The sequence below is a fragment of the Rhizobium sp. 01T444 genome (assembly GCF_056398305.1).
Window position 1 is genome coordinate 30,991 of sequence record NZ_JBFTPD010000034.1, and the last position, 23,317, is coordinate 54,307.

Below are 23,317 nucleotides of genomic sequence, written 5' to 3' on the forward strand. Positions count from 1 at the left end.
GCTAGAGGGCAGCCTGCGTAAATCGAGCGTCGTCAGCCCGGCCGATAGAGGCGCGGTCTGCCATTATCGAAACTCCTGCGTCCGCCCTTCCAGCCGGCAATGACGCGGGCGATCTCGCGTACCGCCGCACGCGGGCCAGGAGTATCGAGCAGCACGATCGTCGCCTCGGCGCCCACTTGCAACCGTCTCATGCCGCCGAGCTGGCGTGCCGCCACTTCTGTCACCATGTCGAAAACCAGCGCCATGTCCTCATCCCGCGAGAGCTGGGCGACATTGGCAAAAAGATTGGCCATTCGGATCAGCGAGGCATCGCCATAGGGGGTGAAGAGATTGAGCACGTTGTTCGTTGCAATGGAGGTGGTGACACCACGGCCTGCCAGCAGATGGGCGGGCGCAACGCCGCGGGGCACCAGCCGGTCATGGCTGCGCCCGTTCAGGAACAGATCGGTGGACGGCAGAACGGAAAGTGCAATGCCGGCTTCAGCCAGCCTGTCGGCGATGGCGACGACCTCTGCTTGTGACATGGCAGAGAGATTGGTGACGTGGCCGATCGCCACGCGACCCTGCCAACCGTGACGAAGCGTGGCCTCGATCACTGCCGGCAGATCGGTTCGGTGAGGATCGAGGCTGAAATCGAGATGGAAATCGACCGGCAAGTCATGTTTTTGTGCCAGCGCGAAGATCATTTCGATATGCCTGTTGGGATCGGGGTCCGTATAGGGACAGCCGCCGACCAGATCCGCACCATTGGAAAGGGCGTCATCGAGCATGCCTGATGTCTCGGGCTCGTTCGTCAGCCCGTCCTGGGCGAAGGCGCAGATCTCGATATCAACTGCGAAGGCATAATCCGCGCGAATGCGCTTGATTGCCTCGAACGAGCGGAAGCCAGCGCGGGGATCGATCTCGACAAAGGTCCGCATCCGCGTGGTACCGTGCGAAATCGCCTTCTCGACGACGCGTGCGGCCCGGGCATAGACATCCTCTCCCTCAAAGCCCGCCTTGGCCCTGGCCGTTTCCCGCACCGCCTCGGCAAGCGTGCCTTCGCAAATCGTGCAGCGGTCAAGAATGCAGGCCTTGTCCAGGTGGATGTGCGTGTCCACAAATCCACCGAAGGCGAAAGCGCCCTCGCCATCGACGCTTTCTATGGCCTCGCACCGTATATCGGATCCGATGTCAGCGATCAGACCCTTTCGCACGGCTATGTCGACGAGAGCGTCATTTTCTTCAATGCGGATGTTGCGGATAACGAGATCGAACAATTGGTTGGTGATCGTCACAGCGAGATCGCGCCTCCGTCGCTGCGCGGATCGTGGGCGCCGTCAATCATCCCATCTTGCCCGATGCGGATCACGCCGGCCTGGCCGCCGAGCGGGCTGAAGCTGTCGATCGTCGATATCTCATGGCCCATGGCGGCGAGCGCGGCGACAATTTCCGTGCCAGCATTCTCCTCGATCTTCAGGCTATCCCGGCTATCGGAGAAGGTGCGACCGAGCAGAAAGCGCGGGCGGGATAGCGCGGCGGCTGGATCGAGCCCATGGTCGATCAGCAGGCTGAGGAGCAGCGACAGAGTCTGTGGCTGTCCATCGGCTCCTTGGGTACCGTAGACGAGATGCGGGCGACCGTTCTTGAGAGCGAGCCCGGGATTGAGCGTGTAGAACGGTCGCTTGCCGGGACTGGCGACATTGGGGCTGGCGGGGTCGGTGCTGAAGGCCGTCCCCCTGTTCTGCCAGAGGATACCGGTATCGCTGACCACGACGCCACTGCCCCAGTCGAAGTAGAGGCTTTGCAGCAGCGATGCGCAGCGCCCCTTGCTATCGACAGCGGCAAGCAGGGCCGTGTCACCATGCCGATAGGGCTGCGGCCATGCTAATGCGCGGCTGGGATCGATTGCCGCCGCCTTTGCTGCGAGCCGCACCGGATCGAGCAGCGCCGAGGAAACATCGGCCGAATAGCGGGGATCGGCGATCGCATGCCGGTCGAGGAAGGCTTGTTTCACCGCTTCGACAAGCCTGTGGTAGAACGCCGCGCTGTCGGGAGAAAAGTTTGCCATGGCCAGATGATTGAGCACGCCCATGATACCGAGCGTCGTTATTCCCTGGGTTGGGGGAGGCGGTGCGAGCAGGGTTGTGTCGCGATAAGTCTGCCGGAGCGGAGGCGCGAGATCGGTTCGCGTTGCAGCGAGATCGGCGGCCGAAAGCGGCGAGCCGGCTTCTGCAAGCCCGGTGGCGATCCGTCGGGCAAGCGCGCCCTCATAGAATTCACGGGTGCCATGGCGGGCAATGGCGGCAAGTGTCTTGCCAAGTTCCGGCTGCCGCTGAATGCCTGTTGATCGGAACAGCTTCGTGAAGCCCGGCCAGCTACCGAGTTCACTGCGGCGGAATTCGTACCAGAAGGCATGCGAGCGGCTGACCTCGAAGCCGTCGTCCGCCAGGGCGATCGCGTCATCAAGCAGGCCTGGTAAGCTCTCCGACCCTGCCCATTCGGCTACGGAATGGGCAAGCACTTTCTCCCAGCTATCGACGAGGCAGGCGCTCGTCAGTGTGGAGCGGGCACCGCGAAGTGGGATGTCTCCATCCGGAATGACGCCCGCCGCCTGACCAATACCTAGGAAGGTTTGTGCCTTGCCCGTCTCATCCGCAATCAGCCAGACGCCATCGCCGCCGAGCCCGCAGAAATGCGGGTAGGTGACCGAAAGAGCTGCGCCGGCGGCAACCAGCGCTTCAATGGCATTTCCTCCGCGCCGCAGCACCTTCGCGCCTGCCTCGCTGGCAAGCCAATGCGGCGTCACAATCATGGCGCCGCGGGACGACGTGTCAGCTCGACTATTCTGAGTGACTGGATTGGACATCAGCGTATCACGGAGCCGTTCTCGGCGACGAGGCGGCCTTCCTTGAAGACCCGGCGTGGCTTTGGAATGGCGACGACGGCCTCCGGCACATGCTCGGCTGCAAGGGTGACGAAATCGGCCTTTGCGCCGATACCAATGCCGTAGCCCTCCAGCCGCAGCGCCTTGGCGCCGCCTGATGTCACCACGTCGAAGGCGGCGCTGAGTTCCGCATCGGTGTAGAAGCCGGAGCGGTAGGCGATAATCTCTGCGCGGCGCAGCATGTCGCCATCCCCGAAGGGCCACCAGGAATCGCGGATATTATCGCTGCCGCTGAAGACGGTGACGCCGGCAGCGCGCAGCAGTGCGACAGGAGGGAAATTGTGGTTGCCGGGCGCATTGGTCATGATCGAGACGCCGCTCTTGGCGATCAGGGTAGCGATCTTCTTGGCGGCGTCGGGCGCGAGATCGCCAAGACCGTAGGCATGGCTGACGGCGACATGCCCCTGCATACCAAGGGCGGTTGTGCGAGCACAGATCTCCTCGATCGTCATCGCGCCAAGCGTGCTTGCGTCGTGAAGATGGATGTCGACATCGACGCCGCGCTTTTCGGCAATGCCGAAGACCACGTCGAGATGACCCTTGATGTCGCGGTCGAAGGAGAGCGGATCGAGCCCGCCGACGAGATCGGCACCCATTGCGATCGCCTCATCCATCAATTCCGGCGTACCCGGGCTCTTCAGGATACCGCTTTGCGGGAAGGCGACGAGCTGAATGTCGATGATGTCAGCGTATTCCTCGCGTACTTTCAGGATGGTTTCGAGCGACTTGAGCCCGACCGACCCATCGACCATCACGTGGCTGCGCATCTGCAAGGCGCCGTTCGAAATGCAGAGATCGAGCTGGTTGCGGGCACGCTCGTCCATGGGCGCTGCGGCAGCCATATTCTCAGCCTGAAAGGCGACGCGCTCATGCACGTCGAAACCATTGGTGCACGGTTTGTGCGGGATCCATTTGTCTCCGTAGAAGCTCGTGTCGAGGTGGATATGACCCTCGACGAAGCTCGGCACGAGGAGCGCTCCGCCAATATCGACGACATCTTTCGCGCCTTCGCTGGAGCTTGCCGGCTCTATCGCCGCGATCCGGCCGTCCCGCACCATGATGTTTTTCAGCGTACCGTCGGCAAGCTTTGCGTTGGTGAAGACTGTTTCCACTGCACTCACTGATGGTTCCTTTCCCTTCCATTATCGGCCAGACCCCGCCCGATGCAGGGTCCGGCTATTCTCCAGCGATGGAGGATCAGTTCTGCGGCAGCGTACCTTGTACGCCTTCAATGAGCCATGTCATGCCCTTGATGTCATTCTCGGCCAGTTCCTGGCCGGCGGCGACTTTTGCCTTGCCGTTCTGGTCCTTGATCTCGCCTGCAAAGACTTTCAGCTTGCCGGCGACGATGGCGTCCTCGGCCGCTTTCATTTCCTTGGCGACGGATTCCGGCAGGTCCGGGCTGCTCGTCGTCATCTTGACATAGCCGCCTTCGCCAAGGCCGAGCCAGGTGCTTTCCGGCTTCCAGTTGCCCTCCATCACCGCCTTGGCGGCGTTGATATGGGCCGAGCTCCAGTCGAGTTCGTAGGAGACGAGCTGCTTCTTCTTCACATAGCGCGAGAAGTCACCGGTATTGCCGATCGACCAGACGCCTTTCTCCTCCGCGGCAAGGCCCTGAACGGGCGTGTTGGGGCTGCCCGAGAGAACGTCAGCCCCTTGGGCAACGAGCGCTGCGACGGCATCCTTTTCCTTGGCCGGATCGACCCATGCATTGGCCCACACGACTTTGACCACAACGTCAGGGTTGACGCTGCGCGCACCAAGCAGGAAGGCATTGATGCTGTAGATGACCTGCGGCACGGGGAAGGCGCCGACCCAGCCGAGAATGTTGGACTTCGTCATGCGGCCTGCGGCAATGCCGGTGACATAGGCGCCTTCATATTCGCGCGCTTCGAAGACGCCGAGATTGGTACCTGCGGCAATGCCGGCGCAGCATTCGAAATGCGAGTTTGGCAGGGTCGGTGCGAGCTTCTTCAGCGAAGCATATTGCGAGAACGTGGTGCCGAAGATCAGCTTGTGGCCCTGGGACGAAAGCTGCCGGAAGAGCCGCTCGCAATCCTGGATCTGGGCGATGTTTTCAAGCGCGGTCACTTTCACCTTGCCCGGAAAGGCATTCTCCAGGGCATGCCATGCATTGGCCTGGAAATATTCCCAGCCGCTATCGGAGATCGGCCCCATATGGATGACGCCGACCTTCAGCACTTCATCGGCGGCAAGAAGCGGCCGGACACCGGTTGCGGCGAGCAGCGAGCCGGCGGCGGCCGTCTTCAGGAAATCACGTCTGGATTGGAATTTCATCTTCAGTTCCTCTCTGTTTTTGTTGGCATGTGGCGTGAGGTTCAGCCTCCGGCGACGAAGGGCTGTCCAAGGGAAGCGGGGACGTTGAGGCGCATCAGCGTCGCGTTGCGCGAGATCAGCACCAGCACCGCGATGGTCACGAGATAGGGGAGGGCGGACATCAGCTCCGATGGCAGCCCGATCCCGGCGCTCTGGGCAAAGAGCTGCGCAATGGTCGCGCCGCCGAAGAGATAGGCGCCGAGAAAGCAGCGGCCCGGCCGCCATGTGGCAAAGACCACCAATGCCACAGCGATCCAGCCGCGCCCGGCGATCAGCCCCTCGGTCCAGAGCGAGGTATAGACGATTGAGATATAGGCGCCCGCGACTCCTGCCATCGCACCGCCGAAGAGCGTGCAGAGATAGCGGATCGGTACGACAGGGTAGCCGATGGCATGGGCCGAGGAGGGCGATTCTCCGACGGCGCGAACGATGAGGCCGAAGCGGGTGCGATAGAGGAAGAACCAAACGCCGGCAAACAGCGCCCATGAAAGCCAGACCAGCGGGTGCAACTGGCCGAGCACGGCGCCGAGCAGCGGAATTCTGCCTGCGAAAGCCGAGAGCCTCGATGGCTCCATGACGATCGCCATGCCGACATAGCTCTTGCCGATGAAGGAACCGAAGCTGGTGCCGAAAATGGTCATCGCCAATCCGACGGCCACCTGATGCGCGCGGAAGCTGACGACCAGCACCGAGAACATCAGCGCCAAAAGCATGGACGCCAGCATGGCGGCGAGAACGGCGAGCCAGAGTTCGCCTGTCGCCTGCATGGTGATGAAAGCGATGACCGCACCGACCACCATCATACCTTCGACACCCATATTGAGCACACCGGAGCGCTCAGTGACCAGTTCGCCAAGGGCTGCATAGACGAGCGGCGTACCGGCAATCAGCGTGGCAATGAAAATGGGAAGAAGCTGGCTCATCATGCCGTGACGCCCTTTCTGCCGGAGGTCCTGAAACGGATGCGGTGGTGGACGAGGACATCTGCCGTCAGCAGGAAGAAGAGCAGCGTGCTCTGCAGCAGACCGGTGATCGAGGAGGGCATGCCGAGCGACATCTGTGCGAGATCGCCACCGAGATAGAGCAGCGCCATCAAGAGCCCCGACAACAGGATGCCGAGCGGGTTCAGCCGGCCGAGATAGGCGACGATGATCGCCGTATACCCATAGCCGGGCGAGGCATTGGGAAAGATCTGCGCCAACGGCCCGGCGATCTCGCCGACACCGGCGATGCCGGCAACCGCACCACTGACCAGCATTCCGATCCATACCGCCCGCGTGACGCTGAAACCGGCGTAGCGCGCGGCTCCCGCTGACAGGCCGGTGACTTTCAGCTGGAAGCCGATGAAACTGCGTTTCATAAAGATCCAGCCAAGGACGACCGCGATTAGAGCGAAGATGATGCTGGCATTCATCCGCGTGCCTTCTATGAGGATCGGAAAGAGGGCGGCCGGTGCGAGTGGCTCGGATTGCGGGAAATTGAAGCCGGCCGGGTCGCGCCATGCACCGAAGATCAGCCAGGTGAGCCAAAGGCCGGCGACATAGTTCAGCATCAGGCTTGTGAGGATTTCAGACGCGTTGAAGCGGACACGCAGGAAGGCAGGGATTGCCGCCCAGAGCATGCCGCCAATGGCACCTGATATCACCATGGCCGGCAGCACCCAGACGCCACCATCCGAGCCGAAATGTAAGGCGACATAGCCGCCGAAGATCACACCGACGGTCAGTTGTCCCTCCGCACCGACATTCCAGATGCCGGCACGGAAGCCGATGGCAAGACCGATGCCGATCAGCACAAGAGGGGCAGCCTTGATTAACAGTTCGCCGAAACCATAGAGATCGCCGAGCGGGGCGGTGAGAAAGGTAACGAGCGCCCCTGATGGTTCCAGGCCAGCGGAGGCGAAAATGATCATCGCGACGATTGCCGTCAGAGCGAGCGAGATCGCCGGCGACAGGAACACCATCAACGCGGAGGGTTTCGGGCGCGGTTCAAAGCGCATCGGCCATCTCCCTTTCCATTTTGCTGCCTGACATGGCGAGGCCGATATCGTTGCGATCTGTCTCGGCGCGAGGCCGTGCTTCGGTCAGCCGGCCGCCGGCAATCACGGCAATGCGGTCGGCAATGTCGAACAGTTCATCCAGTTCTTCCGATATGACGACTATGGCGGCACCGCGCTCGCGCAGGTCGAGCAAAGCCTGACGGATAACGAGGGCCGCGCCGACATCGACGCCCCAGGTCGGCTGCGAGACAATGAGCACGCCGGGCTCCTGCAGGATTTCGCGACCGATGATGAATTTCTGCAGGTTGCCGCCTGACAGGCTGCCGGCAGGCGCTGTCGGTCCCGGGCAGCGAACGTCAAAGGCCTTGATGCAGCGCTCGGCAAAGCCAAGAACGCGGTCGAAATGAATGAGGCCGGCCCTGACGGCGCCGCCGCTATTGGCGGTGAGAAGCACGTTCTCTGATAGTGGCAGCGAGGGAACTGAACCCTGCCTCAGACGGTCCTCGGGCACCGAGCAGAGGCCGAGCTTGCGCCTCCCCGCCGGATCGAGATGGCCGGCCGGCGCGCCGTCGATGGTAATGGCATCGTTTCTCGCCAGGCGGGTTTCACCCGAGAAAGCCGCGAGCAGTTCCTGTTGCCCGTTTCCGGAAACCCCGGCAATGCCGAGGATTTCTCCACCCCGCACTGAAAGGTTGATGCCGGACAGCGCGGTGCCGAAAGGATCTGCTGTCGGCAGATCAAGGCCGTTGACGGTGAACCGGCTTTCACCGGCGACGCTATGCGAACGATGGCGGTACTCTGCAAGGTCTGAGCCGATCATCATCCGCGCCATCGAGGCCGGGCTCTCCTGTGAAGGATCGCAGACGCCGGTGACACGCCCGCCACGCAGGATTGTCGCCTTGTGGCAGAGATCCCTGATCTCATTGAGCTTGTGGCTGATATAGAGAATGCTGCAGCCTTCGGCAGCGATCTGCCGGAGCGTCACGAACAGCTTTTCGACCGCCTGCGGCGTCAAGACGGAGGTTGGTTCGTCGAGGATCAGCAGGCGCGGATCCTGCAGGAGCGCGCGGATTATCTCGACACGCTGCCGCTCTCCGACGGACATCGTGTAAATATGTCTGTCCGGCTCGACCGGCAAACCGTAGCGGGTCGCGACATCTGCAATTTTCGCGGACAATGTCTCGATCTTCTGCTTGCCCGGCAGGGCAAGGGCGATGTTCTCGGCGACGGTCAACGTATCGAAGAGCGCAAAGTGCTGAAACACCATGCCGATGCCGAGTTTCTGCGCATCGGCGGGCGAGGCGACGCTCACCTCCCTGCCATCCCACAGCATGTCGCCGGTATCAGGGCGGACCATGCCGTAGATGATTTTCATCAGCGTCGACTTGCCGGCACCATTCTCGCCGACGATCGCATGGATTTCACCGGGGTTGACGCTGAGGTCGATCCCATCATTAGCGATGACGCCCGGATAGGCTTTCCGGATGCCTCGCAACTCCAGACGATATTCCGGCGATGATGACACGGTATGCGACATGAGCGAAATCCAGGCTACATGATACTGAAAATCACGTATGCAATATAGATGCCAGAATGTATCGCAAATCGCAGCCTAAAGCCTGTGAGAGGCTAAGCACGCGAATTCGTTTAGAGAAAAATAGCGATAGGCCGCCTTGTCGGGAAGCGCGACTATAAATCTAGAATGCGTAGAAAGCAGATCACGTCTACATAATAGTCAGAATCTTGTATACGTGATTGAAAAACCGGCAGTTCACCCGGCTGCGCGAGTGGAAAATCGCGACAGGATCGACCCGATATCGGGTTCTGCTGCAAGATCGTCTTCGATCAGGGCGCGGCTTTCAACTGATGATAGGTGTTCGTCCATCAGATGTTCCGCCGCAGCCAAGTCGCCCTTTTTCAAAGCGTTGATGAGGCCGGAATGCTCGCTGATCGCGCATTCGCTCGAATGGGGCCGGCTATACATGGCAAGGATGAGCGAGCAGCGGGAGACGAGTTCAGAGAGGTAGCGCTCGAGCAGAGCATTGCCGGACAATTCAGCAAGCTTCAGGTGAAATTCGCCCGCAAGACGGGTCGACAGGCGCACATCTCCCTTGGCATGAGCGGCTTCCTCTTCCTGCACATGTTCCCGCAACAGTTTTTCGATGGCGGGGTTCCAGCGCTTGATGACGGCCTTCATCATCTCGCGCTCAAGCGCACGGCGGATGGCAAAAGCATCACGCGCCTCATCGAGGCTCGGTTGGGCCACAGTGGCCGTGCGCTTGTGGTAGGTGTCGACCAGCCCCTGGGCCTGCAACTTGGCCAACACCGTGCGGACCAGAGTGCGGCTCATCGAAAAATGCCGACCGATCTCGTCTTCGGGGAGCTTGGTACCGGCTTTCAACGCCTGCTCGATGATGGCCTGCCGAAGTGTGCGATGGGCGATATCCACCCGGTCGGAATTGGATGACATGATTTCAAGGCTCGTTTGGTTCTGCATACATTACAGCGCCGTCAGGGATACAACAAGGCGATACTTGTGATGCGAACCCGTCGATGCCGCGCTGAAATATTCTGGATCAGATGATAGAAAGTTACCCTCGTATGAAGGCTTAAATCTCGCTGCCGATAGAGACTAGATATTGGTCTTCGGTGCGACCGTCAGCTCCGAACCGTAGGCGCCGCGCATTTCGGTCGCCTCGGCCGGATCACGGTCGTCGGCCTTGTGCAGAAGCGTCGAGCGATAGCCTTCCACACGCGTGCCGTGGATCAGAGTCACATCGGCATTGCCCGGATTATCGGAGCGCTCGAACCATTCGACGCTGTGATGCAGGAAATTCATCTCGAAAGCACGGTTGGTGACGCCGTGGCCGACGATGATTACGGTGTCGTTGCCGCTGCCGATGTCATGCATAACAGTTTGCAGAAACAGCCGCACCCGCTGGGCAACGTCCGCGCGGCTCTCCCCATCAGGCGGGCGGGCATAGAACTTGCCGCTACTGTTGCGAAGGCGCGCCCATTTCTCAAATTCTTCCGGAAATTTGCGCCGCTGCTCGGCCCGGTCGTAGATCTCGGTAAACAAGCCGAAATCCTGTTCCCGCAGCAGATAGTCCTCATGCACATCGCCGATAGCGCCAGTAGGCGAGGCCTCGATGATCGCGTCTTTCGTCTGGCGCGTCCGCAGATATGGCGAATGCCAGATGGCCGCCTTTCTGGTAACACCAGGTAGCGCTGCCAGATAGGAAGCGATGCTGCGTCCCGCTTCCAGCGCCTGCCGGTAACCCCATTCCGTCAGCGGAACATTGTGATCGCCGAACTGCCGGTAGGCGCTCTCGCTGATGTTGCCGAGAGATTCGCCGTGTCGAACGAGAAAGATGTGCATGGCTGCCTGTATATGCTGAGGATGAGGCATCATGACGGGCGTGAGGGCGGTGTGCAATGGCCGCGAAGCGTTGGACTGCGTAGTCGCCCCCCCAAAACGCCAGCCCAATGGGCGGCCGCGCGCTAATCGAATACGCCGGCCTGGAATTTAAGCATTCGGACGGTGGGATCGACCGCGAGGAGGTCCGCCGGGCGATGCTCGGCTGATCTCACCGACCGGATCTGCGAAAAGGTTCCATGCCTGAGCTTCTGTCAGCGGTTTGCAACGAGTGACCGGCCTTCGAAACGGATACCTTCGGCAAGAAAGGCGAGGGCCGCAGCTCCGATCAGGCCGGAATTCTGTCCGAGAGCCGCACGCAAGACCTTCACATCCTTGAAGCCCGGCATCGCCCACTGAGTGATACATCCCTGAATCCCGGGTTGAAGCCGCTCGAATTCATTTGAGAGACCGCCGCCCATCACCAGCATGTCGGGCGAGAATATATGGATGAGGCTCGTGAAGCCGCGCCCAAGTATCTCTGCCTCCTCATCGATAAGCCTGTTGGCGAGCGCATCGCCGGCTCTTGCAGCCGCGAAAACATCGCGACTGTGAATATCCTCACCCGGTCGACCGAGCGTCGTGTCGCTGCACTCGGCGGCGCGGGCGCGGGCGCGCCGCATGAACGCCGTGCCTGAACCATAGGCTTCGAAGCACCCCCGGTTTCCGCAGGGGCAGAGTTCACCGTCAGGAACCACCGACATATGCCCGATATGAGCGGCCATGCCCTTGCGACCACGCAACACGCGCCCGTCGGCGATAACGCCGCCACCTATGCCTGTGCTGACGGTTATGTAAATCAGATTGTCTACGCCCTTGCCTGCGCCAAACGTCCATTCACCGATCGCTGCTGCGATACCGTCATGTTCGAGGCTGACCGGGAAGGGGAAGCGTTTCTGGAGTTCGGCTCGCAAGGGGAAGTCGACAAAACCGGAAAGCGTCGGGATGCTTGTTGCGATGCCGGAGACAGTATCGATGGGGCCGGGAGCAGAAACTCCGATACCGACGACATCGGACGGTTTTACTGTCGCCAGCAGTTCATCCGAAAGCGTCCGGATCTGCGAAAGGATGCGATCGGGGCCGCCATTGGCGTCTGTCAGCTCTTCGCGCCTGGCGACGAGGCTTCCTCTTTCGTCGACAAGTGCGGCCCTGACCTGCGTCCCGCCCAAATCTATCCCGATGGCAATCTGCTGCATTTCTGAACCATGCGTTAGAGGGCACGAAGCCACGTCATCCGCTCTTCAAGGGACGGCGCGTTGAAAGCGAGGGAGCCAAGCACGACAGTCTCCGCGCCTGACCGGCGCAGGATCGGAACCGTATGTTCCCTGATGCCGCCATCGGCGGCAAGCACGATACGCCGGGGTGCCCTAACCTTTGCGATCAGCCCTTTTGCTTCGGCAAGACGGGTGCCTGCATTTTCGTTCAGTCCCTGTCCTTTTACGCCTATGGCTGTGCCCAGCAGTGTCACGAAGCYCAGACGCGGGAGGTAGGCCTCTATCGTCTTGACCGGCGTCTCGACCTTGAGGACCATACCGGCTGCGACCCCGCGCTGTTCGAGACGATCGAGCGCTTCAACCGCGACGCTTTCATTCTCGCCATGAATACTGATCAGGTCGGCTCCCGCATCGGCAAACTGGTCAATCTGCGAAAGAAGAATGCTGTCGGCGGCCATCAGATGAACGTGAATGGGCCGCGCGGAAACTCTCTTGAATCCGGCAACGAGGTCGGGGAAGAACAACATCGCGGGCGCGAAATGACCGTCGGCAACGTCAATATGGAGGATATCAACATAGGGATCGACGCGCGCAAGATCGTCGGCAAGGCGCACGAGGTCGGCTGACCAGACGGAGAATTCGGCGATCAGGCGATCTCGCGGGAGATCCTCGATCCAGTTCTTTGAGACTGAAGACATCGACTAAAGCTCCTTCAGGAAATTGCGCATGGCTTCGTGGAAGTCAGACACATACCGGGCCCGGTTTTCAGCCTTCGGTGTAATCTCTGCGAAATGTGCGCCGGGGATGAGCTCGCCAATGGCGCGTGCGTAGGAAAGTGGATGGATGAGATCCCTTTCATGACCGATGACAAGTGTCGGAATCTGGAGAGCGCGAACCTCCTCTTCCGTCACTCCAGGCCCGTCGTTTGATATGGCGGTCAGCAGTGCTGCAGTGACCTCGATTGGCTGACGTGCGAAGAAGCCCATCAGGGAGGTCAGATTGTCCGGAGCCTCGCCGGCGAGACGCTGCCCTGTTTCACCGGCGATGAAGGCAGCCTTTGCGGCTTCCGGGTCGAGTCTTTTTAGCAGGCGTCCGACTTCAGCGTTCGGCGCCATATTCGCCGGCGCGCGGGCAGTTACCCAGGCAGGCCTGGCGACGACCAGAGCTTTGACGAGGTCCGGACGTTTGACGGCGAGACGCAGCGAAATCGCCGCGCCCATCGAAATCCCGCCAACCACCACAGGGCACCCGAGCTCCTGCTCGATGAAATCACTGATATCATCGGTGAACGTGGCGATTGACAGCTTACCAGGATCACTGGCCTGCGATGAGCCATGGCCGCGGGACTCGATCGTGATGCGCTGAAAGCCGCTCCCGGATGGAAAGGCTTCGCGGGTCTGGCCGGCATCGCCGCACAATCCGTGCTGGAAGATAACCGCAGGACCATAGTCTGTCGTGTCGACGTTGAGCTTTGTGCCGTCCTTTGTCGTGAAGGTCCTGATGTCGGTCATCTCTGGGCTCCGACACCATTCTTGAGCTTCGCTGTGAGGAAAGCCTCAACACCTTCAGCTTCATTGGCCGAAAGCCCGTGGGTGATCAGGCTGCCGCCAAAGCCGATCGACGTCAGGCTGCGCAGATAATGGCCATAATCGAGCACGCCCTTGCCGGCGGTCGCAAACCGACCGTCTCTCGTGCGGTCCTTAGCATGCGCCATGACGATCCGATCAGCGAGCAGATCGATCGCCGAGGAGATGATCATACGCTGCTCACCGAGTGTCTCGACCTCGAAGAGGTTGGCTGGATCCATGACGATCTTGATGCGCGGGCTCTTGAGCTCGTCGATCAGCCGGCGGGCCTTGGTGGCCGAATTGACAACGTTGGCGAGCTCCGGCTCGATGCCGAGATCGACATTGTAGCGGTCGGCAATCTCGATGGCCGTCTCCATTGCGCCAAGCAGATCGCGCCATGCCTCGGGCGAGTTATTGTCGGGGTGCTCCTTCCACTGGTCGATTGGATCGCGTGTGCCCGTGCACAATGTGATGAGACCAGTGGACATCGTGGCGCAATGTTGGGCCAGCACCGCCAGTCTACGATGACCGTCCTCGCGGGTAGAAAGGTCGGGATGGATCATGTTGTAGGTGCCGGAAATAGCGACGATCTCAACGCCGGTCTTTTCGGCCGCCTCCGCAACCGACCGGGCTTCAGCCGCCGTAATCTCATCCGGCATGGAGGGGAGGCCCGAACACGCCATGTTATACTGCGCGCAGGTGTAGCCGGCTTTAGCGACGGATTTCAGAACGGTAGCGGGATCCGTTCCTTCGAAGGTCTTGGCGAAGATGCCGAGCTTCATCACACGCCGCCCTCGACATCGGCGAGTGGGACGGTCTTTCCGCTTTCGACGGACCGGGCAATGGCAACCATGGCCTGGACGGAAGCCAGGCCATCATCGATGTCGGCGCCTTCCATGGGTGTGCTGTCCAGAATGGTGCGCGCAAAACCCTCGACCTGGCGGCGATAGAAGTGGCCATCCGCCCCCAGCACGCGATGGGTGGCGCCATCGGCTTCGCGGAAAATATCGACTTCGCTCGTCTTGTAGTACCAGGGATTATAGGTCTTTCCGAGAATGCTGCCGTTCTTGCCGTAGATCTGGAAGCCCTCGTGCCAGTCCATGCGGACCTGCACGGTCAGATCGAGGTGACCGAGCGTGCCCGAGGCGAATTCGACGTCGACGAACCAGCACCAGATACCCGCACGCTCCGAAAGCCGCGCGTTGACCGAAACGATATCGCCGGCAAAATAGCGCGCGGTGTCGATCAGATGGCAACCATGCGCGAGCATGTAATAGCGCCTGAGATCAGCCTTCGGATTTTCCGATGGCTTCTTCGCCTTGGCGCTGGAAACGATGAGCGGCTGAACGGCGTCCGTCATCGGATACCGGTATGTACTGTCGCAATACCAAGCCTTTAGACCAATTACCTCACCCATTTCATTAACGATGAAGGACTTTGCCGCTTGCAGGCCGGCGTCGAAGCGTTTCATGTGACCGACCTGGAAGACCTTGCCGGATTTCTCGACGGCTGCCTTCAACGGCAGGCACTCTTCGACGGTTATGCCAACCGGCTTCTCGCAGAGCACATGCTTACCGGCCTCCAGCGCGCGGAGCGAGGCGGGTACGTGGAAGGCGTCGGCCGTGGCGATGATGACCGCATCGAGATTCGGATCGGCGAGCATCTTGTCGTACTTGCTGTAGGTCCTTTCAGCGCCATGCGTGATCGCCATGCGCTCGCGCAGATCGTCGGCGACATCGCAGATGGCATAAAGATCAGCATTGACCGCCTTTGTGCAGCTTTCAAAATGCGCCGCCTGGGCGATCTGCCCGGCGCCGAGGACGCCCACGCGAAGGCGCCGTTCCTGTTTTGCTGGCATCTGACGTTTCCTTATTTCTGCAATTAGAGAGCAACACCGGTTGGCGTCGAAGATAACAGCTTTCGAGAGATCGGCTGCATGACGATACCGACGGCCCATCACTGCGGCGGAATGACGCCCTTGCGCAGGATGATACTGCCGTAGAAGCGTCGCTCACCGGTCACAACGACCGTATGGGCGGCACGCACGCGATCCTTAAAGTCGTCTGGTTCGACAGCGGTCAATTCTACCGGCTTGCCCTGGGTCTTCTGAAGGTTCTCGCTGTAATCTTCGAAGACCGGCAGGATCTTGGTCGGGTCGTTTTCGGCGATCATGCGCCACGCCACCTCGGGCTCCTGTTCCTCCAGAGGGAAGATGCCAAGAATGGCTTCAAGCGCATGCGGACCCGATACGCCGTCGAGGCGGATGAGCCTGTCGTCACCGGCGTCGCATGGGAAATTTGCATCGACGACGGCGATGTCGTGGCGATGACCCATCGCGCGAAGTGCGTAAAGCAGTTCGGGGGACAGGATCGGATCAATGAGCTTCAGCATGGGGTTCCTCCGTTTGGTGGTTTATTTGCGTTTGTATTATACAAATACAAATTTGCTGTCAAAGGGATTTGAGGCCAAAACCGAATTACACTGATGGCAGTTCGGGAATGTCGAAAAGGCTTTCGCGCAACAGCGCGGCAGCGCCGATCGCAGCACCGTCGCCACCGAAGCGGGCGACCGATATCGGCGGCACCTGGAAGCCGTGAACGAGGTTGTCAACAAGCAATTGCTCGACGCGGGCGGAGACCTTTGGATAGAGAACGGCGAGGGGGCCGCCAAGCACGATCGTCTTCGGATCGAGGATATGGATCAGGTTGAGGACGCCGGTAGCGAGCGCAAGCGCCCATTCGGCAAGTGCGTCTTCAAACGCCGGAGAACTGTCGCGCGTAGCGAGTTTCGCCAATCCCTCGGGGATGGGAATGTCCTGGTCGATGAAGGGCAGAAATTTCTGATAGCCGGCAAGAATTTCAAATGTATGGGTCGCGGCCATTCCAGGTTGGCTGCCCATCACCATGTGACCGACTTCACCACCCAGACCGTGAGCGCCCTCTACGACGCGGCCCTGCCGCAGGTGCGCGCTGCCGATACCCTGTGCAAGGAGGAGCAGAAGAACATCCCCGAGATCACCTTCGGCAGCATCCGCCGCGACGGCACTCGCAAGGGCAACGGCGTCATTGCAGATATGGACCTTCAACGAAGGCTGCATTGCCTCCGACAGGGCGGCAACAACGTCCACGTCCTGCCAGTTCAGCCAGGGCGCCGAGATGATCTTGCCGTCGCGCACGATGCCAGGAACGGAAATACAGACACCTCGCACCCGGGACGCGCGCACCTTGGATATCTCGATAAGCTCCTTGGGCAGGCACGCCAGCAGATCGATCACGCGTTCCGGTGCGTGATAACGGTCCGCGATCGACACGATCCTTTTGGCGATCACACGCATCGAAAAGTCGATTAGAACCGCGTTGATTTCCGCCGAGGAAATGTCGAGGCCGATGAAATAGGCGCCACCCGGATTGAGCGACACCAGCGCGCCGGGTCGGCCCGCACCACTCGCCTCCGCGCTCTCGTTGAGATCGATGACGAGTTTTTCGGCGAGAAGTTGCTTGATGGAGTTGCCGACCGTCGCCCGCGTCACGTTCAATTCGCGCGCAATATCGGCACGCGACAAGGCAGCGTCCCTGCGCAGGACGCGCAGGCAACGCACCGCATTCATGTGTCGTAAGACACTGTTCGTCGTCAATATTCCTCCCAGGGACACCATGTGCCGATCAGGAGCTATTGGGGAATGCCAGCAGGCCTTTCGAATCGGTGCAGGCAATAATCCCTGACGAAGTACCAGATGCCCGTCCGCAAGCAAAGATTGGCATCAAGCACAGTGTCACGCGACCGACCATCCCCCGTCGACCAGCAGGTTGGCGCCCGTGACAAGAGCTGCGGCCGGCGAGGCGAGGTAGACGACTGCGCCGACGACGTCGTCGGTATCGCCAATCCGTCCCAACGGAATATGGCCAACAGTGCGATCATAGAAATCCTGATCGGCAAGCACCGGTCGCGTGGAATCCGTCCAGATGAAGGTTGGCGACACGGTATTGACCGTGATGCCATGCTGCGCCCACTCGGCGGCAAGGCAGCGTGTCAAATGGTTGATGGCGGCCTTGCTCATGCAATAGATCGCCTCTCCGCGCAGCGTTACAGTTCCGGCCTGTGAGCTGATATTGATGATGCGGCCGCTCTTTTTCTCGATCATGTGGCGGGCAACCGCCTGGGTGACGAGGAATGTGCCTTTGATATTGACGTTCAGAATCTGGTCGACATCTTTTTCCTCGACGAGTTCCGCAAGATTGCCGGGCGCAACGCCGACATTGTTGACCAGAATGTCTATTTTGCCGAACGCCTGAATAGACTGGGCAACCGCTTCGGAAATCTGTCGGCTATCGGAAATATCCATGGTGACCGCAAAGACTCTGCGGCCGGTCGTTTCCAGCTCGGCAACGAGATCCGCAGCCGCCTCAACGTTGCGAACGCCAACGATCACGTCGGCGCCTGCGGCCGCGCAGGCCAGTGCACATGCCCGTCCAATACCGCGGGCGGCACCGGTGACGAGCACGACCTTACCTTCGAGGCTGAAATTTGGTGCTTTTACGGTCATTTGTTCGATCCACTTCGCTTTCTACATCACGCCGTTGCGGCGGCAAATCGCGCCGGCTTGCGGCCGAGGATTATCATTTCAAGGGCATCGTCCTGGGTCAGGTCGCGTGTCGGGTAAGAGCCGACAACCTTTCCCGCCTTCATCACGATGATCCGATCAGACAGCGCGAAGACATCGTGCATGTCATGGCTGATTAGGAAAATGCCCAGGCCCTGCTTTTTGAGCTCTTGAATCAGAAGGCCGACGTTTTTCGTCTCCTCCGGTCCAAGGGCTGCGGTCGGTTCGTCCATGATCAGGATTCGAGCGTTGAAATGCAACGCTCGGGCAATTGTCACAGCCTGGCGCTGACCACCCGACATCGATCGCACCGAAGCATTCAGTGAGGGAATTCTCAGTCGCATCCGCTCAATCGTCTGGCGGGCTCCATGCTCCATCGCTTCGGTATCGAGAAATCCGAAGCGATCGGTCTGTTCGCGGCCGAGGAAGAGATTGGAGACTGCATCAAGATTGTCAGCCAGCGCAAGCGTCTGATGGATCGTCTCGATGCCAAGCTCCTGGGCATCGTGAGGTGAGTGAATTTCGACCTTCTTGCCATCGATACGGATTTCACCACTGTCGGTGGGAAAGACCCCGGACAGCATCTTGATGAAGGTCGACTTGCCAGCGCCATTGTGGCCGAGCAGGGCGACGACCTCACCAGGCATCAGCGACACGCTGACATTTTCCACTGCGTGAACGCCGCCAAAGGCCTTGCTAACGTTATGCGCTTCGAGCAATGGGATTGTCATGATGGCCTCCTTTCGCGCCACATCGTATCGATCCAGACGGCGAGAACGAGGACGCCGGCAAGGACCATGCTCTGCAAGGGGCTGGCAATGCCGAGCAACACCATCGCGCTCTGAAGGCTCTGCATGATCAGCGCGCCCACGCATCCGCCGAGGATCGTCCCGGCACCGCCTGCAAGCGACGTGCCGCCAATGACAGCTGCGGCAATCACATAGAGCTCCATCATCGTGCCTGCACCGCTGGCGGCGGCGTTCAGCCGGGCCGTGAGGACAATCGAGGCGAGCCCTGACAGGAACCCCATCAGGACAAAAACCTTGAGAACGACGTGTTGCGTGTTGATGCCGGTCAGGCGGGCACTCTGCGGATCGCCACCGACGGCAAATACGTGACGTCCAAACCTGTGTCTCCTGGCAAGAACGGTCATGAGCGCCGTGACCGCAATGAGGATGAGAACCGGGAAGGCGAGACCCATCGCTTCATCCGTTCCCGGTCGCTTGTAGCTGTTCATGACTGCAGCCAAGCCGAACGCGCAGAGGCACCAGAGCGCGGCAGAGATCAGATCGAATGCCTGCAGCGGGTTCTGGATGCCGAGCTTCTTCTTGCGTTGATATTTACGCATCAGGCTGAAGGCGATGTAGGCCGCTACGGCACCAGCAGCTGTCCAGCTGAGCGGCCCGCCGAGCACGCCGTTCTGTCCGCCGCCGAGGACCTGAAACGTATCGCTGAGAGGCGCGATCGTCGTCCCGTCGTTGAGTTCATAGGCGGCGTTTCGAAGGAAGAGCAGACCACCCAATGTCACTACAAAGGAGGGGATACGCGCGTAGGCGACGAGCGCTCCTTGGATCAGCCCGATCACCATTCCGCCCGCCAGCATGACGAGGCTCGCGAGCCACCAGGCATGCATGCTTCCGGGAAGCCACGTGCTCTGGACGAGGCCGCCAAGCACACCCAGAAAGCCGACTTGCGAGCCGACCGACAGGTCAATGTGGCGTGTCACGATCACCAGGATCATGCCTGACGCCATGATGGCAACGACGGACACCTGGAGCGACAGGTTGAAGAGATTGCGGGGCGACAGGAAAACCCCGCCGGTGAGAGCGTTGGCGCAGAGCCAGATCAAGGCAAGGACTATGACCATCGCCAGAAGGCGCGTGTCCCGACCGCCACCCCCGGCCGCTTGTAGCAGCCGAGGGAGGAGCCTTGTGGAGTTGAGTGCAGTCTGAAGGACAGGTGTCATGGCGGAACTCCTGCTGGGGCTGCTTATTCGCAGGCCTTGGGCGGATTCTTGGTCACGCTGTTGCAAAGAACATCCTTGGAGATCCAGCCGGACTTGACGACGAGGTCGAGATTGTCCCGCGTGATCGCCACGGGATCGAGGATGATCGAGGGCTGGGAGGCGCCAGACTCCGTCTTGACGGCCTTGACGCCGGTCACGGCGTCGATCTTGGCACCTTGGATGATTTCGACGGCTGCTTTTGCTGCGACATCACCAAGCGCGTTCGCATCCTTCCAGACGGTCATAGTCTGCTCACCCTTGGCAATACGGTTGAGTACGTTCTTGTCGTCATCTTGGCCGGAAATGCCGACCTTGCCCAAGAGATCCTGGCTGGAAAGTGCGGCGGCCACGCCATTCGCGATGCTGTCGTTCATGGCGAGCACCGCATCGACCTTGTTGTCGTTTGCCGTCAGCACCTGCTCCATCAGCGCCTCGGCGACATCGGGCTTCCACTGTTCGACATTTTGTTGGGCGACGATCTTTATGTCGCCCTTGTCTACGGCCGCCTGGATCGCCTGCATCTGGCCGCTCTTGAAGACCTGCTGGATGGTCTGGGCCGGATCGCCGTCCATGGCAACCCAGTTGCCCTTCGGTACGGCCTTCAAGAGCGCTTCGCCCATCACCCGGCCGACCGCCACGTTATCGAAGCTTGCATAGAGAACGTCACCCGTATCGATCGGTGCATCATAGGCGATGACGGCGATGTTACTGCGTTTCGCCTCGTCAATAGCAGGAATGATTGCCTTGGCGTCCTGCGCAACGATGATCAGAACCTTCACGCCGCGGGCAATCAGGCTTTCGATGTCGGCGGCCTGCTTTTGCGGATCGCCCTGGGCGTCGATGCCAACATAGGATACTCCCGCCTTGTCGAAGACCGTCTTCATGGCGGCTTCGTCGATTTTCCAGCGTTCGTCCTGGAAGTAGCGCCAGCTGACGCCAACCGTATCCTGCGCGGCGGCAGCGCCCGCCATAAGTGCGACTGCCGAAATGGCACCTGCGAGCATCTTCGTGAACTTCGACATGAATTCCTCCCTCTTGAAAATTGTGGCACGTCCAACCGCGTTGGCCGGCCCAAAGCGCAGCCTCCCGCCGCGCTATTTATATTTGTTTAAAGCAAATACATATTGAAGTCAATCCGACCGATCGGACTGCCTCTCCGGAGCGCGATGACGAGCTGCAAGCAATTTGTTCGGAGGAGAGGGAGGGCGGACGCGGGTTATCCCGCGCCCGTCTTGTTGATCTCAGATCAGGCCGCATCCGTCGCCTTGCCTACATCAGGGGCGAACATATCGCGCATCCTGGCGCGATAGTGGTCTTCCGAGGTGGACCAGCGAAGCTCGGCAAGCATCTTGCTGTCGGCGCCGGCCAGATAGCGAAGCCGGGTGCCTTCGTCGGTCGCAGCGAGATAGGCGGCTTCGGCAACTTCCGTTTCGGTGCAATATGCGGTCGGGTAATTTGCCATCTTTTCGAAGTAGGCCTGCGCGAAAGCGCCGTAATCGGCAGGGATCAGACCCTGCATGCGCTCACCGCCATTGGCGGTGAAACGGGTGGTCGGTGCGTAGCCCGGCTCGACCAGCCGCGCCTTGATATTGAACTGCTCCAGTTCATAGGACAGTGAGTCCGTGTAACCCTCGACCGCGAACTTGCTGGCCGCATAGACCGCAACGAGCGGCATAACGCCGATTGTCACGCTCGAGGTGACGTTGATAATGGTGCCATGGCCTTGGTTTCGCATCTGCGGGATGATCGCACGGCAGACACTGAAAACCCCGAAGGTATTTGTATCGAAAACTTCGCGGATCGTATTGTCGGGCGTCGCCTCGACGGCGGATGCCATGCCGATCCCGGCATTGTTGATCAGCACGTCGATCGAGCCGAACAACGCCACGCTGTCGAAAAGCGCCTTCTCGATCGTCTCGGGCTTTGTGATGTCGAGAGGCAGCACCTTCAGCCTGTCGGATGGAGAAGGAAACACCGTAGGATTCGGACGGCGCATTGTCGCAACGACATTCCATCCGCGTTGAAGAAAGAGTTCCGCCGTCGCCTTGCCGTAACCGGACGATGTACCCGTGATCAGGACTGTCTTTGTCATTTGCATCTCCGTTCATTGATGTCTGGAGATTATGTTTGATTGGCGGGACTATGAATAATTTAAGGTCCATAAAGCATTATGGATCGTCCACCATTTCACCGGAAAGCAGTGCCAATTTCGCTCATCGAGCATGCAGCTCTATCCTGCCGGCAAAGTGCGATCCATAATGAAGGGCATAGGATATATTACGGATCGTACCATTGGACGCTTTGACGGATGTGATTCAGCTGCTGAGGCCCAAGACAGTCCTGATGGGCAGCATGGCAGCTTTCGGGGGCTGGGGCATTAAGGTTCCGCCCCAACCGGGGCCCATGCTCTATTTCGTGATGGAGGGAAGCGCCCTGTTTCGCGCCGGCGAAGGCGAAACCACCGGTTTGAGCGCCGGTGACTTCGTCCTGTCAGGCAATCCGATCGCGGATTCATTCTTCAGCAGACCCGGCGAGAAGATTGTTCTTTCCGACGACGACTTCAAAGCCCGACATCTGGCCGATGGCGAGATTATAATCGGCAATGTCGGCGAAGGAAGTGCCACCAGGATCGTCGGTGGCTGCATCCTGTGCGACCCGACCAACGCCGACCTCTTGTCCGAGCTCTTGCCCCGGCTTGTGCATGTCAAGGTGGGAGAGGGGATCGGCGCCCGGCTTGGTGGCCTGATTTCCTATATCCGCGACGAAGCGGAAAACGCGCGCGTCGGTAGCGATCTCATCCTGTCCAGATTGCTCGAAGTGCTGTTGATTGAAACCCTTCGCAGGGAGGCTTCCAGGCTGCTTCACCCTGGCATGCTGCGAGGGCTTTCGGATCCCCAACTTGCCCGGGCGATCGGTGACATTCATTCGGATGTACGGCGTGGCTGGACAATCGCTGACTTGGCGCAACGGGCCGGAATGTCGCGCTCGGCCTTTGCGCGGAGATTCTCGGAAGCGGTGGGGCTCGCGCCCGTTGAATATCTTTTGCGCTGGCGAATGGCCGTCGCCAAGGACGCTTTGCGTTACTCCCGCTGCAGTCTGGAGGAGATTGCCGAGAAGGTCGGCTATCGTTCCGCCAGTGCGTTCAGCACCGCATTCAGCCAGAGGGTCGGTTGCCCGCCGAGCGAATATGCGAAGATGTCGCTTGCGACATGAGCCACGGCGCTTCGTATTGGCCGCCCGATTGACAGGCGGC

The 23,317-nt window shown here is 60.1% G+C and carries 22 protein-coding genes; 1 reads left to right on the forward strand and 21 read right to left on the reverse strand.

The annotated features are described in order from the left end of the window. Nucleotides 1-32: 32 nt before the first annotated feature. The 21 genes from AC1DTN_RS31395 to AC1DTN_RS31495 all read right to left on the reverse strand — a co-directional run bounded on the left by AC1DTN_RS31395 (nucleotide 33) and on the right by AC1DTN_RS31495 (nucleotide 22,156). Nucleotides 33-1,277, reverse strand: coding sequence for an amidohydrolase family protein (locus tag AC1DTN_RS31395; protein ID WP_442207453.1), 1,245 nt, complete (start codon nucleotides 1,275-1,277; stop codon nucleotides 33-35). After that, nucleotides 1,274-2,848, reverse strand: coding sequence for a gamma-glutamyltransferase family protein (locus AC1DTN_RS31400; protein ID WP_442207454.1), 1,575 nt, complete (start codon nucleotides 2,846-2,848; stop codon nucleotides 1,274-1,276). Before AC1DTN_RS31400 ends, AC1DTN_RS31395 begins: the two co-directional genes overlap by 4 nt. After that, complete coding sequence (locus AC1DTN_RS31405; protein WP_442207455.1) at nucleotides 2,848-4,047, reverse strand: amidohydrolase family protein; 1,200 nt, start codon at nucleotides 4,045-4,047, stop codon at nucleotides 2,848-2,850. Before AC1DTN_RS31405 ends, AC1DTN_RS31400 begins: the two co-directional genes overlap by 1 nt. A 76-nt stretch (nucleotides 4,048-4,123) precedes the next feature. Beyond that, complete coding sequence (locus AC1DTN_RS31410; protein ID WP_442207456.1) at nucleotides 4,124-5,224, reverse strand: BMP family ABC transporter substrate-binding protein; 1,101 nt, start codon at nucleotides 5,222-5,224, stop codon at nucleotides 4,124-4,126. A gap of 41 nt (nucleotides 5,225-5,265) precedes the next feature. After that, a complete protein-coding gene (locus tag AC1DTN_RS31415; protein ID WP_442207503.1) occupies nucleotides 5,266-6,186 on the reverse strand; it encodes an ABC transporter permease in 921 nt (306 codons plus the stop codon). Beyond that, complete coding sequence (locus AC1DTN_RS31420) at nucleotides 6,186-7,262, reverse strand: ABC transporter permease (RefSeq protein ID WP_442207457.1); 1,077 nt, start codon at nucleotides 7,260-7,262, stop codon at nucleotides 6,186-6,188. The genes AC1DTN_RS31415 and AC1DTN_RS31420 overlap by 1 nt, the downstream gene beginning before the upstream one ends. Continuing rightward, nucleotides 7,252-8,799, reverse strand: a complete 1,548-nt coding sequence (locus tag AC1DTN_RS31425; protein ID WP_442207458.1) for an ABC transporter ATP-binding protein — start codon at nucleotides 8,797-8,799, stop codon at nucleotides 7,252-7,254. The genes AC1DTN_RS31420 and AC1DTN_RS31425 overlap by 11 nt, the downstream gene beginning before the upstream one ends. A 234-nt stretch (nucleotides 8,800-9,033) precedes the next feature. Then, on the reverse strand, nucleotides 9,034-9,732 hold the full coding sequence (locus AC1DTN_RS31430) for a GntR family transcriptional regulator (RefSeq protein WP_310388994.1): 699 nt from the start codon (nucleotides 9,730-9,732) through the stop codon (nucleotides 9,034-9,036). 162 nt (nucleotides 9,733-9,894) lie between these two features. Then, nucleotides 9,895-10,641, reverse strand: a complete 747-nt coding sequence (locus AC1DTN_RS31435; protein WP_442207459.1) for a histidine phosphatase family protein — start codon at nucleotides 10,639-10,641, stop codon at nucleotides 9,895-9,897. A 251-nt stretch (nucleotides 10,642-10,892) separates the two neighbouring features. Then, nucleotides 10,893-11,873: an ROK family protein gene (locus tag AC1DTN_RS31440; protein WP_442207460.1), complete on the reverse strand. Its 981-nt coding sequence runs from the start codon at nucleotides 11,871-11,873 to the stop codon at nucleotides 10,893-10,895. A 14-nt stretch (nucleotides 11,874-11,887) separates the two neighbouring features. Continuing rightward, a complete protein-coding gene (locus AC1DTN_RS31445) occupies nucleotides 11,888-12,589 on the reverse strand; it encodes a ribulose-phosphate 3-epimerase (RefSeq protein ID WP_477924088.1) in 702 nt (233 codons plus the stop codon). A 3-nt stretch (nucleotides 12,590-12,592) separates the two neighbouring features. After that, entirely contained in the window at nucleotides 12,593-13,402 is an 810-nt protein-coding gene (locus AC1DTN_RS31450) for an alpha/beta fold hydrolase (protein WP_442207462.1), read from the reverse strand. Further along, nucleotides 13,399-14,241, reverse strand: a complete 843-nt coding sequence (locus tag AC1DTN_RS31455; protein ID WP_442207463.1) for a sugar phosphate isomerase/epimerase family protein — start codon at nucleotides 14,239-14,241, stop codon at nucleotides 13,399-13,401. The genes AC1DTN_RS31450 and AC1DTN_RS31455 overlap by 4 nt, the downstream gene beginning before the upstream one ends. After that, nucleotides 14,241-15,317: a Gfo/Idh/MocA family protein gene (locus tag AC1DTN_RS31460; RefSeq protein ID WP_477924091.1), complete on the reverse strand. Its 1,077-nt coding sequence runs from the start codon at nucleotides 15,315-15,317 to the stop codon at nucleotides 14,241-14,243. Before AC1DTN_RS31460 ends, AC1DTN_RS31455 begins: the two co-directional genes overlap by 1 nt. Before the next feature lie 98 nt (nucleotides 15,318-15,415). Continuing rightward, nucleotides 15,416-15,850 (reverse strand): RbsD/FucU family protein, encoded by a 435-nt coding sequence (locus AC1DTN_RS31465; protein ID WP_442207465.1) that lies wholly within the window; start codon nucleotides 15,848-15,850, stop codon nucleotides 15,416-15,418. An 85-nt stretch (nucleotides 15,851-15,935) separates the two neighbouring features. Beyond that, nucleotides 15,936-17,093 carry an ROK family protein gene (locus AC1DTN_RS31470; RefSeq protein ID WP_442207466.1) on the reverse strand — a complete coding sequence of 386 codons (1,158 nt, stop codon included), beginning with the start codon at nucleotides 17,091-17,093 and terminating at the stop codon, nucleotides 15,936-15,938. Nucleotides 17,094-17,231: 138 nt separating this feature from the next. Continuing rightward, nucleotides 17,232-18,002: an SDR family NAD(P)-dependent oxidoreductase gene (locus tag AC1DTN_RS31475; RefSeq protein ID WP_442207467.1), complete on the reverse strand. Its 771-nt coding sequence runs from the start codon at nucleotides 18,000-18,002 to the stop codon at nucleotides 17,232-17,234. Nucleotides 18,003-18,028: 26 nt separating this feature from the next. Then, nucleotides 18,029-18,790 carry an ATP-binding cassette domain-containing protein gene (locus AC1DTN_RS31480; protein ID WP_442207468.1) on the reverse strand — a complete coding sequence of 254 codons (762 nt, stop codon included), beginning with the start codon at nucleotides 18,788-18,790 and terminating at the stop codon, nucleotides 18,029-18,031. Beyond that, nucleotides 18,787-20,025 carry a sugar ABC transporter permease gene (locus AC1DTN_RS31485; protein WP_442207469.1) on the reverse strand — a complete coding sequence of 413 codons (1,239 nt, stop codon included), beginning with the start codon at nucleotides 20,023-20,025 and terminating at the stop codon, nucleotides 18,787-18,789. The genes AC1DTN_RS31480 and AC1DTN_RS31485 overlap by 4 nt, the downstream gene beginning before the upstream one ends. A gap of 23 nt (nucleotides 20,026-20,048) precedes the next feature. Further along, on the reverse strand, nucleotides 20,049-21,086 hold the full coding sequence (locus tag AC1DTN_RS31490) for a substrate-binding domain-containing protein (protein ID WP_477924094.1): 1,038 nt from the start codon (nucleotides 21,084-21,086) through the stop codon (nucleotides 20,049-20,051). Nucleotides 21,087-21,310: 224 nt separating this feature from the next. Continuing rightward, nucleotides 21,311-22,156 carry an SDR family oxidoreductase gene (locus tag AC1DTN_RS31495; RefSeq protein WP_442207471.1) on the reverse strand — a complete coding sequence of 282 codons (846 nt, stop codon included), beginning with the start codon at nucleotides 22,154-22,156 and terminating at the stop codon, nucleotides 21,311-21,313. Between the two features lie 260 nt (nucleotides 22,157-22,416). Here AC1DTN_RS31495 and AC1DTN_RS31500 point away from each other — a divergent pair, with 260 nt between their 5' ends. Beyond that, nucleotides 22,417-23,277: an AraC family transcriptional regulator gene (locus tag AC1DTN_RS31500; protein ID WP_477924097.1), complete on the forward strand. Its 861-nt coding sequence runs from the start codon at nucleotides 22,417-22,419 to the stop codon at nucleotides 23,275-23,277. Nucleotides 23,278-23,317: the final 40 nt, after the last annotated feature.

What these genes read in the sequence shown, in the direction of transcription:
- AC1DTN_RS31400 (WP_442207454.1), bottom strand. Translation starts at nt 2,848, where the DNA reads ATGTCCAATCCAGTCACTCAGAATAGTCGAGCTGACACGTCGTCCCGC.
- AC1DTN_RS31410 (WP_442207456.1), bottom strand. Translation starts at nt 5,224, where the DNA reads ATGAAATTCCAATCCAGACGTGATTTCCTGAAGACGGCCGCCGCCGGC.
- AC1DTN_RS31415 (WP_442207503.1), bottom strand. Translation starts at nt 6,186, where the DNA reads ATGAGCCAGCTTCTTCCCATTTTCATTGCCACGCTGATTGCCGGTACG.
- AC1DTN_RS31420 (WP_442207457.1), bottom strand. Translation starts at nt 7,262, where the DNA reads ATGCGCTTTGAACCGCGCCCGAAACCCTCCGCGTTGATGGTGTTCCTG.
- AC1DTN_RS31425 (WP_442207458.1), bottom strand. Translation starts at nt 8,799, where the DNA reads ATGTCGCATACCGTGTCATCATCGCCGGAATATCGTCTGGAGTTGCGA.
- AC1DTN_RS31430 (WP_310388994.1), bottom strand. Translation starts at nt 9,732, where the DNA reads ATGTCATCCAATTCCGACCGGGTGGATATCGCCCATCGCACACTTCGG.
- AC1DTN_RS31435 (WP_442207459.1), bottom strand. Translation starts at nt 10,641, where the DNA reads ATGCACATCTTTCTCGTTCGACACGGCGAATCTCTCGGCAACATCAGC.
- AC1DTN_RS31440 (WP_442207460.1), bottom strand. Translation starts at nt 11,873, where the DNA reads ATGCAGCAGATTGCCATCGGGATAGATTTGGGCGGGACGCAGGTCAGG.
- AC1DTN_RS31450 (WP_442207462.1), bottom strand. Translation starts at nt 13,402, where the DNA reads ATGACCGACATCAGGACCTTCACGACAAAGGACGGCACAAAGCTCAAC.
- AC1DTN_RS31455 (WP_442207463.1), bottom strand. Translation starts at nt 14,241, where the DNA reads ATGAAGCTCGGCATCTTCGCCAAGACCTTCGAAGGAACGGATCCCGCT.
- AC1DTN_RS31460 (WP_477924091.1), bottom strand. Translation starts at nt 15,317, where the DNA reads ATGCCAGCAAAACAGGAACGGCGCCTTCGCGTGGGCGTCCTCGGCGCC.
- AC1DTN_RS31465 (WP_442207465.1), bottom strand. Translation starts at nt 15,850, where the DNA reads ATGCTGAAGCTCATTGATCCGATCCTGTCCCCCGAACTGCTTTACGCA.
- AC1DTN_RS31475 (WP_442207467.1), bottom strand. Translation starts at nt 18,002, where the DNA reads ATGACCGTAAAAGCACCAAATTTCAGCCTCGAAGGTAAGGTCGTGCTC.
- AC1DTN_RS31480 (WP_442207468.1), bottom strand. Translation starts at nt 18,790, where the DNA reads ATGACAATCCCATTGCTCGAAGCGCATAACGTTAGCAAGGCCTTTGGC.
- AC1DTN_RS31485 (WP_442207469.1), bottom strand. Translation starts at nt 20,025, where the DNA reads ATGACACCTGTCCTTCAGACTGCACTCAACTCCACAAGGCTCCTCCCT.
- AC1DTN_RS31490 (WP_477924094.1), bottom strand. Translation starts at nt 21,086, where the DNA reads ATGTCGAAGTTCACGAAGATGCTCGCAGGTGCCATTTCGGCAGTCGCA.
- AC1DTN_RS31495 (WP_442207471.1), bottom strand. Translation starts at nt 22,156, where the DNA reads ATGACAAAGACAGTCCTGATCACGGGTACATCGTCCGGTTACGGCAAG.
- AC1DTN_RS31500 (WP_477924097.1), top strand. Translation starts at nt 22,417, where the DNA reads ATGGCAGCTTTCGGGGGCTGGGGCATTAAGGTTCCGCCCCAACCGGGG.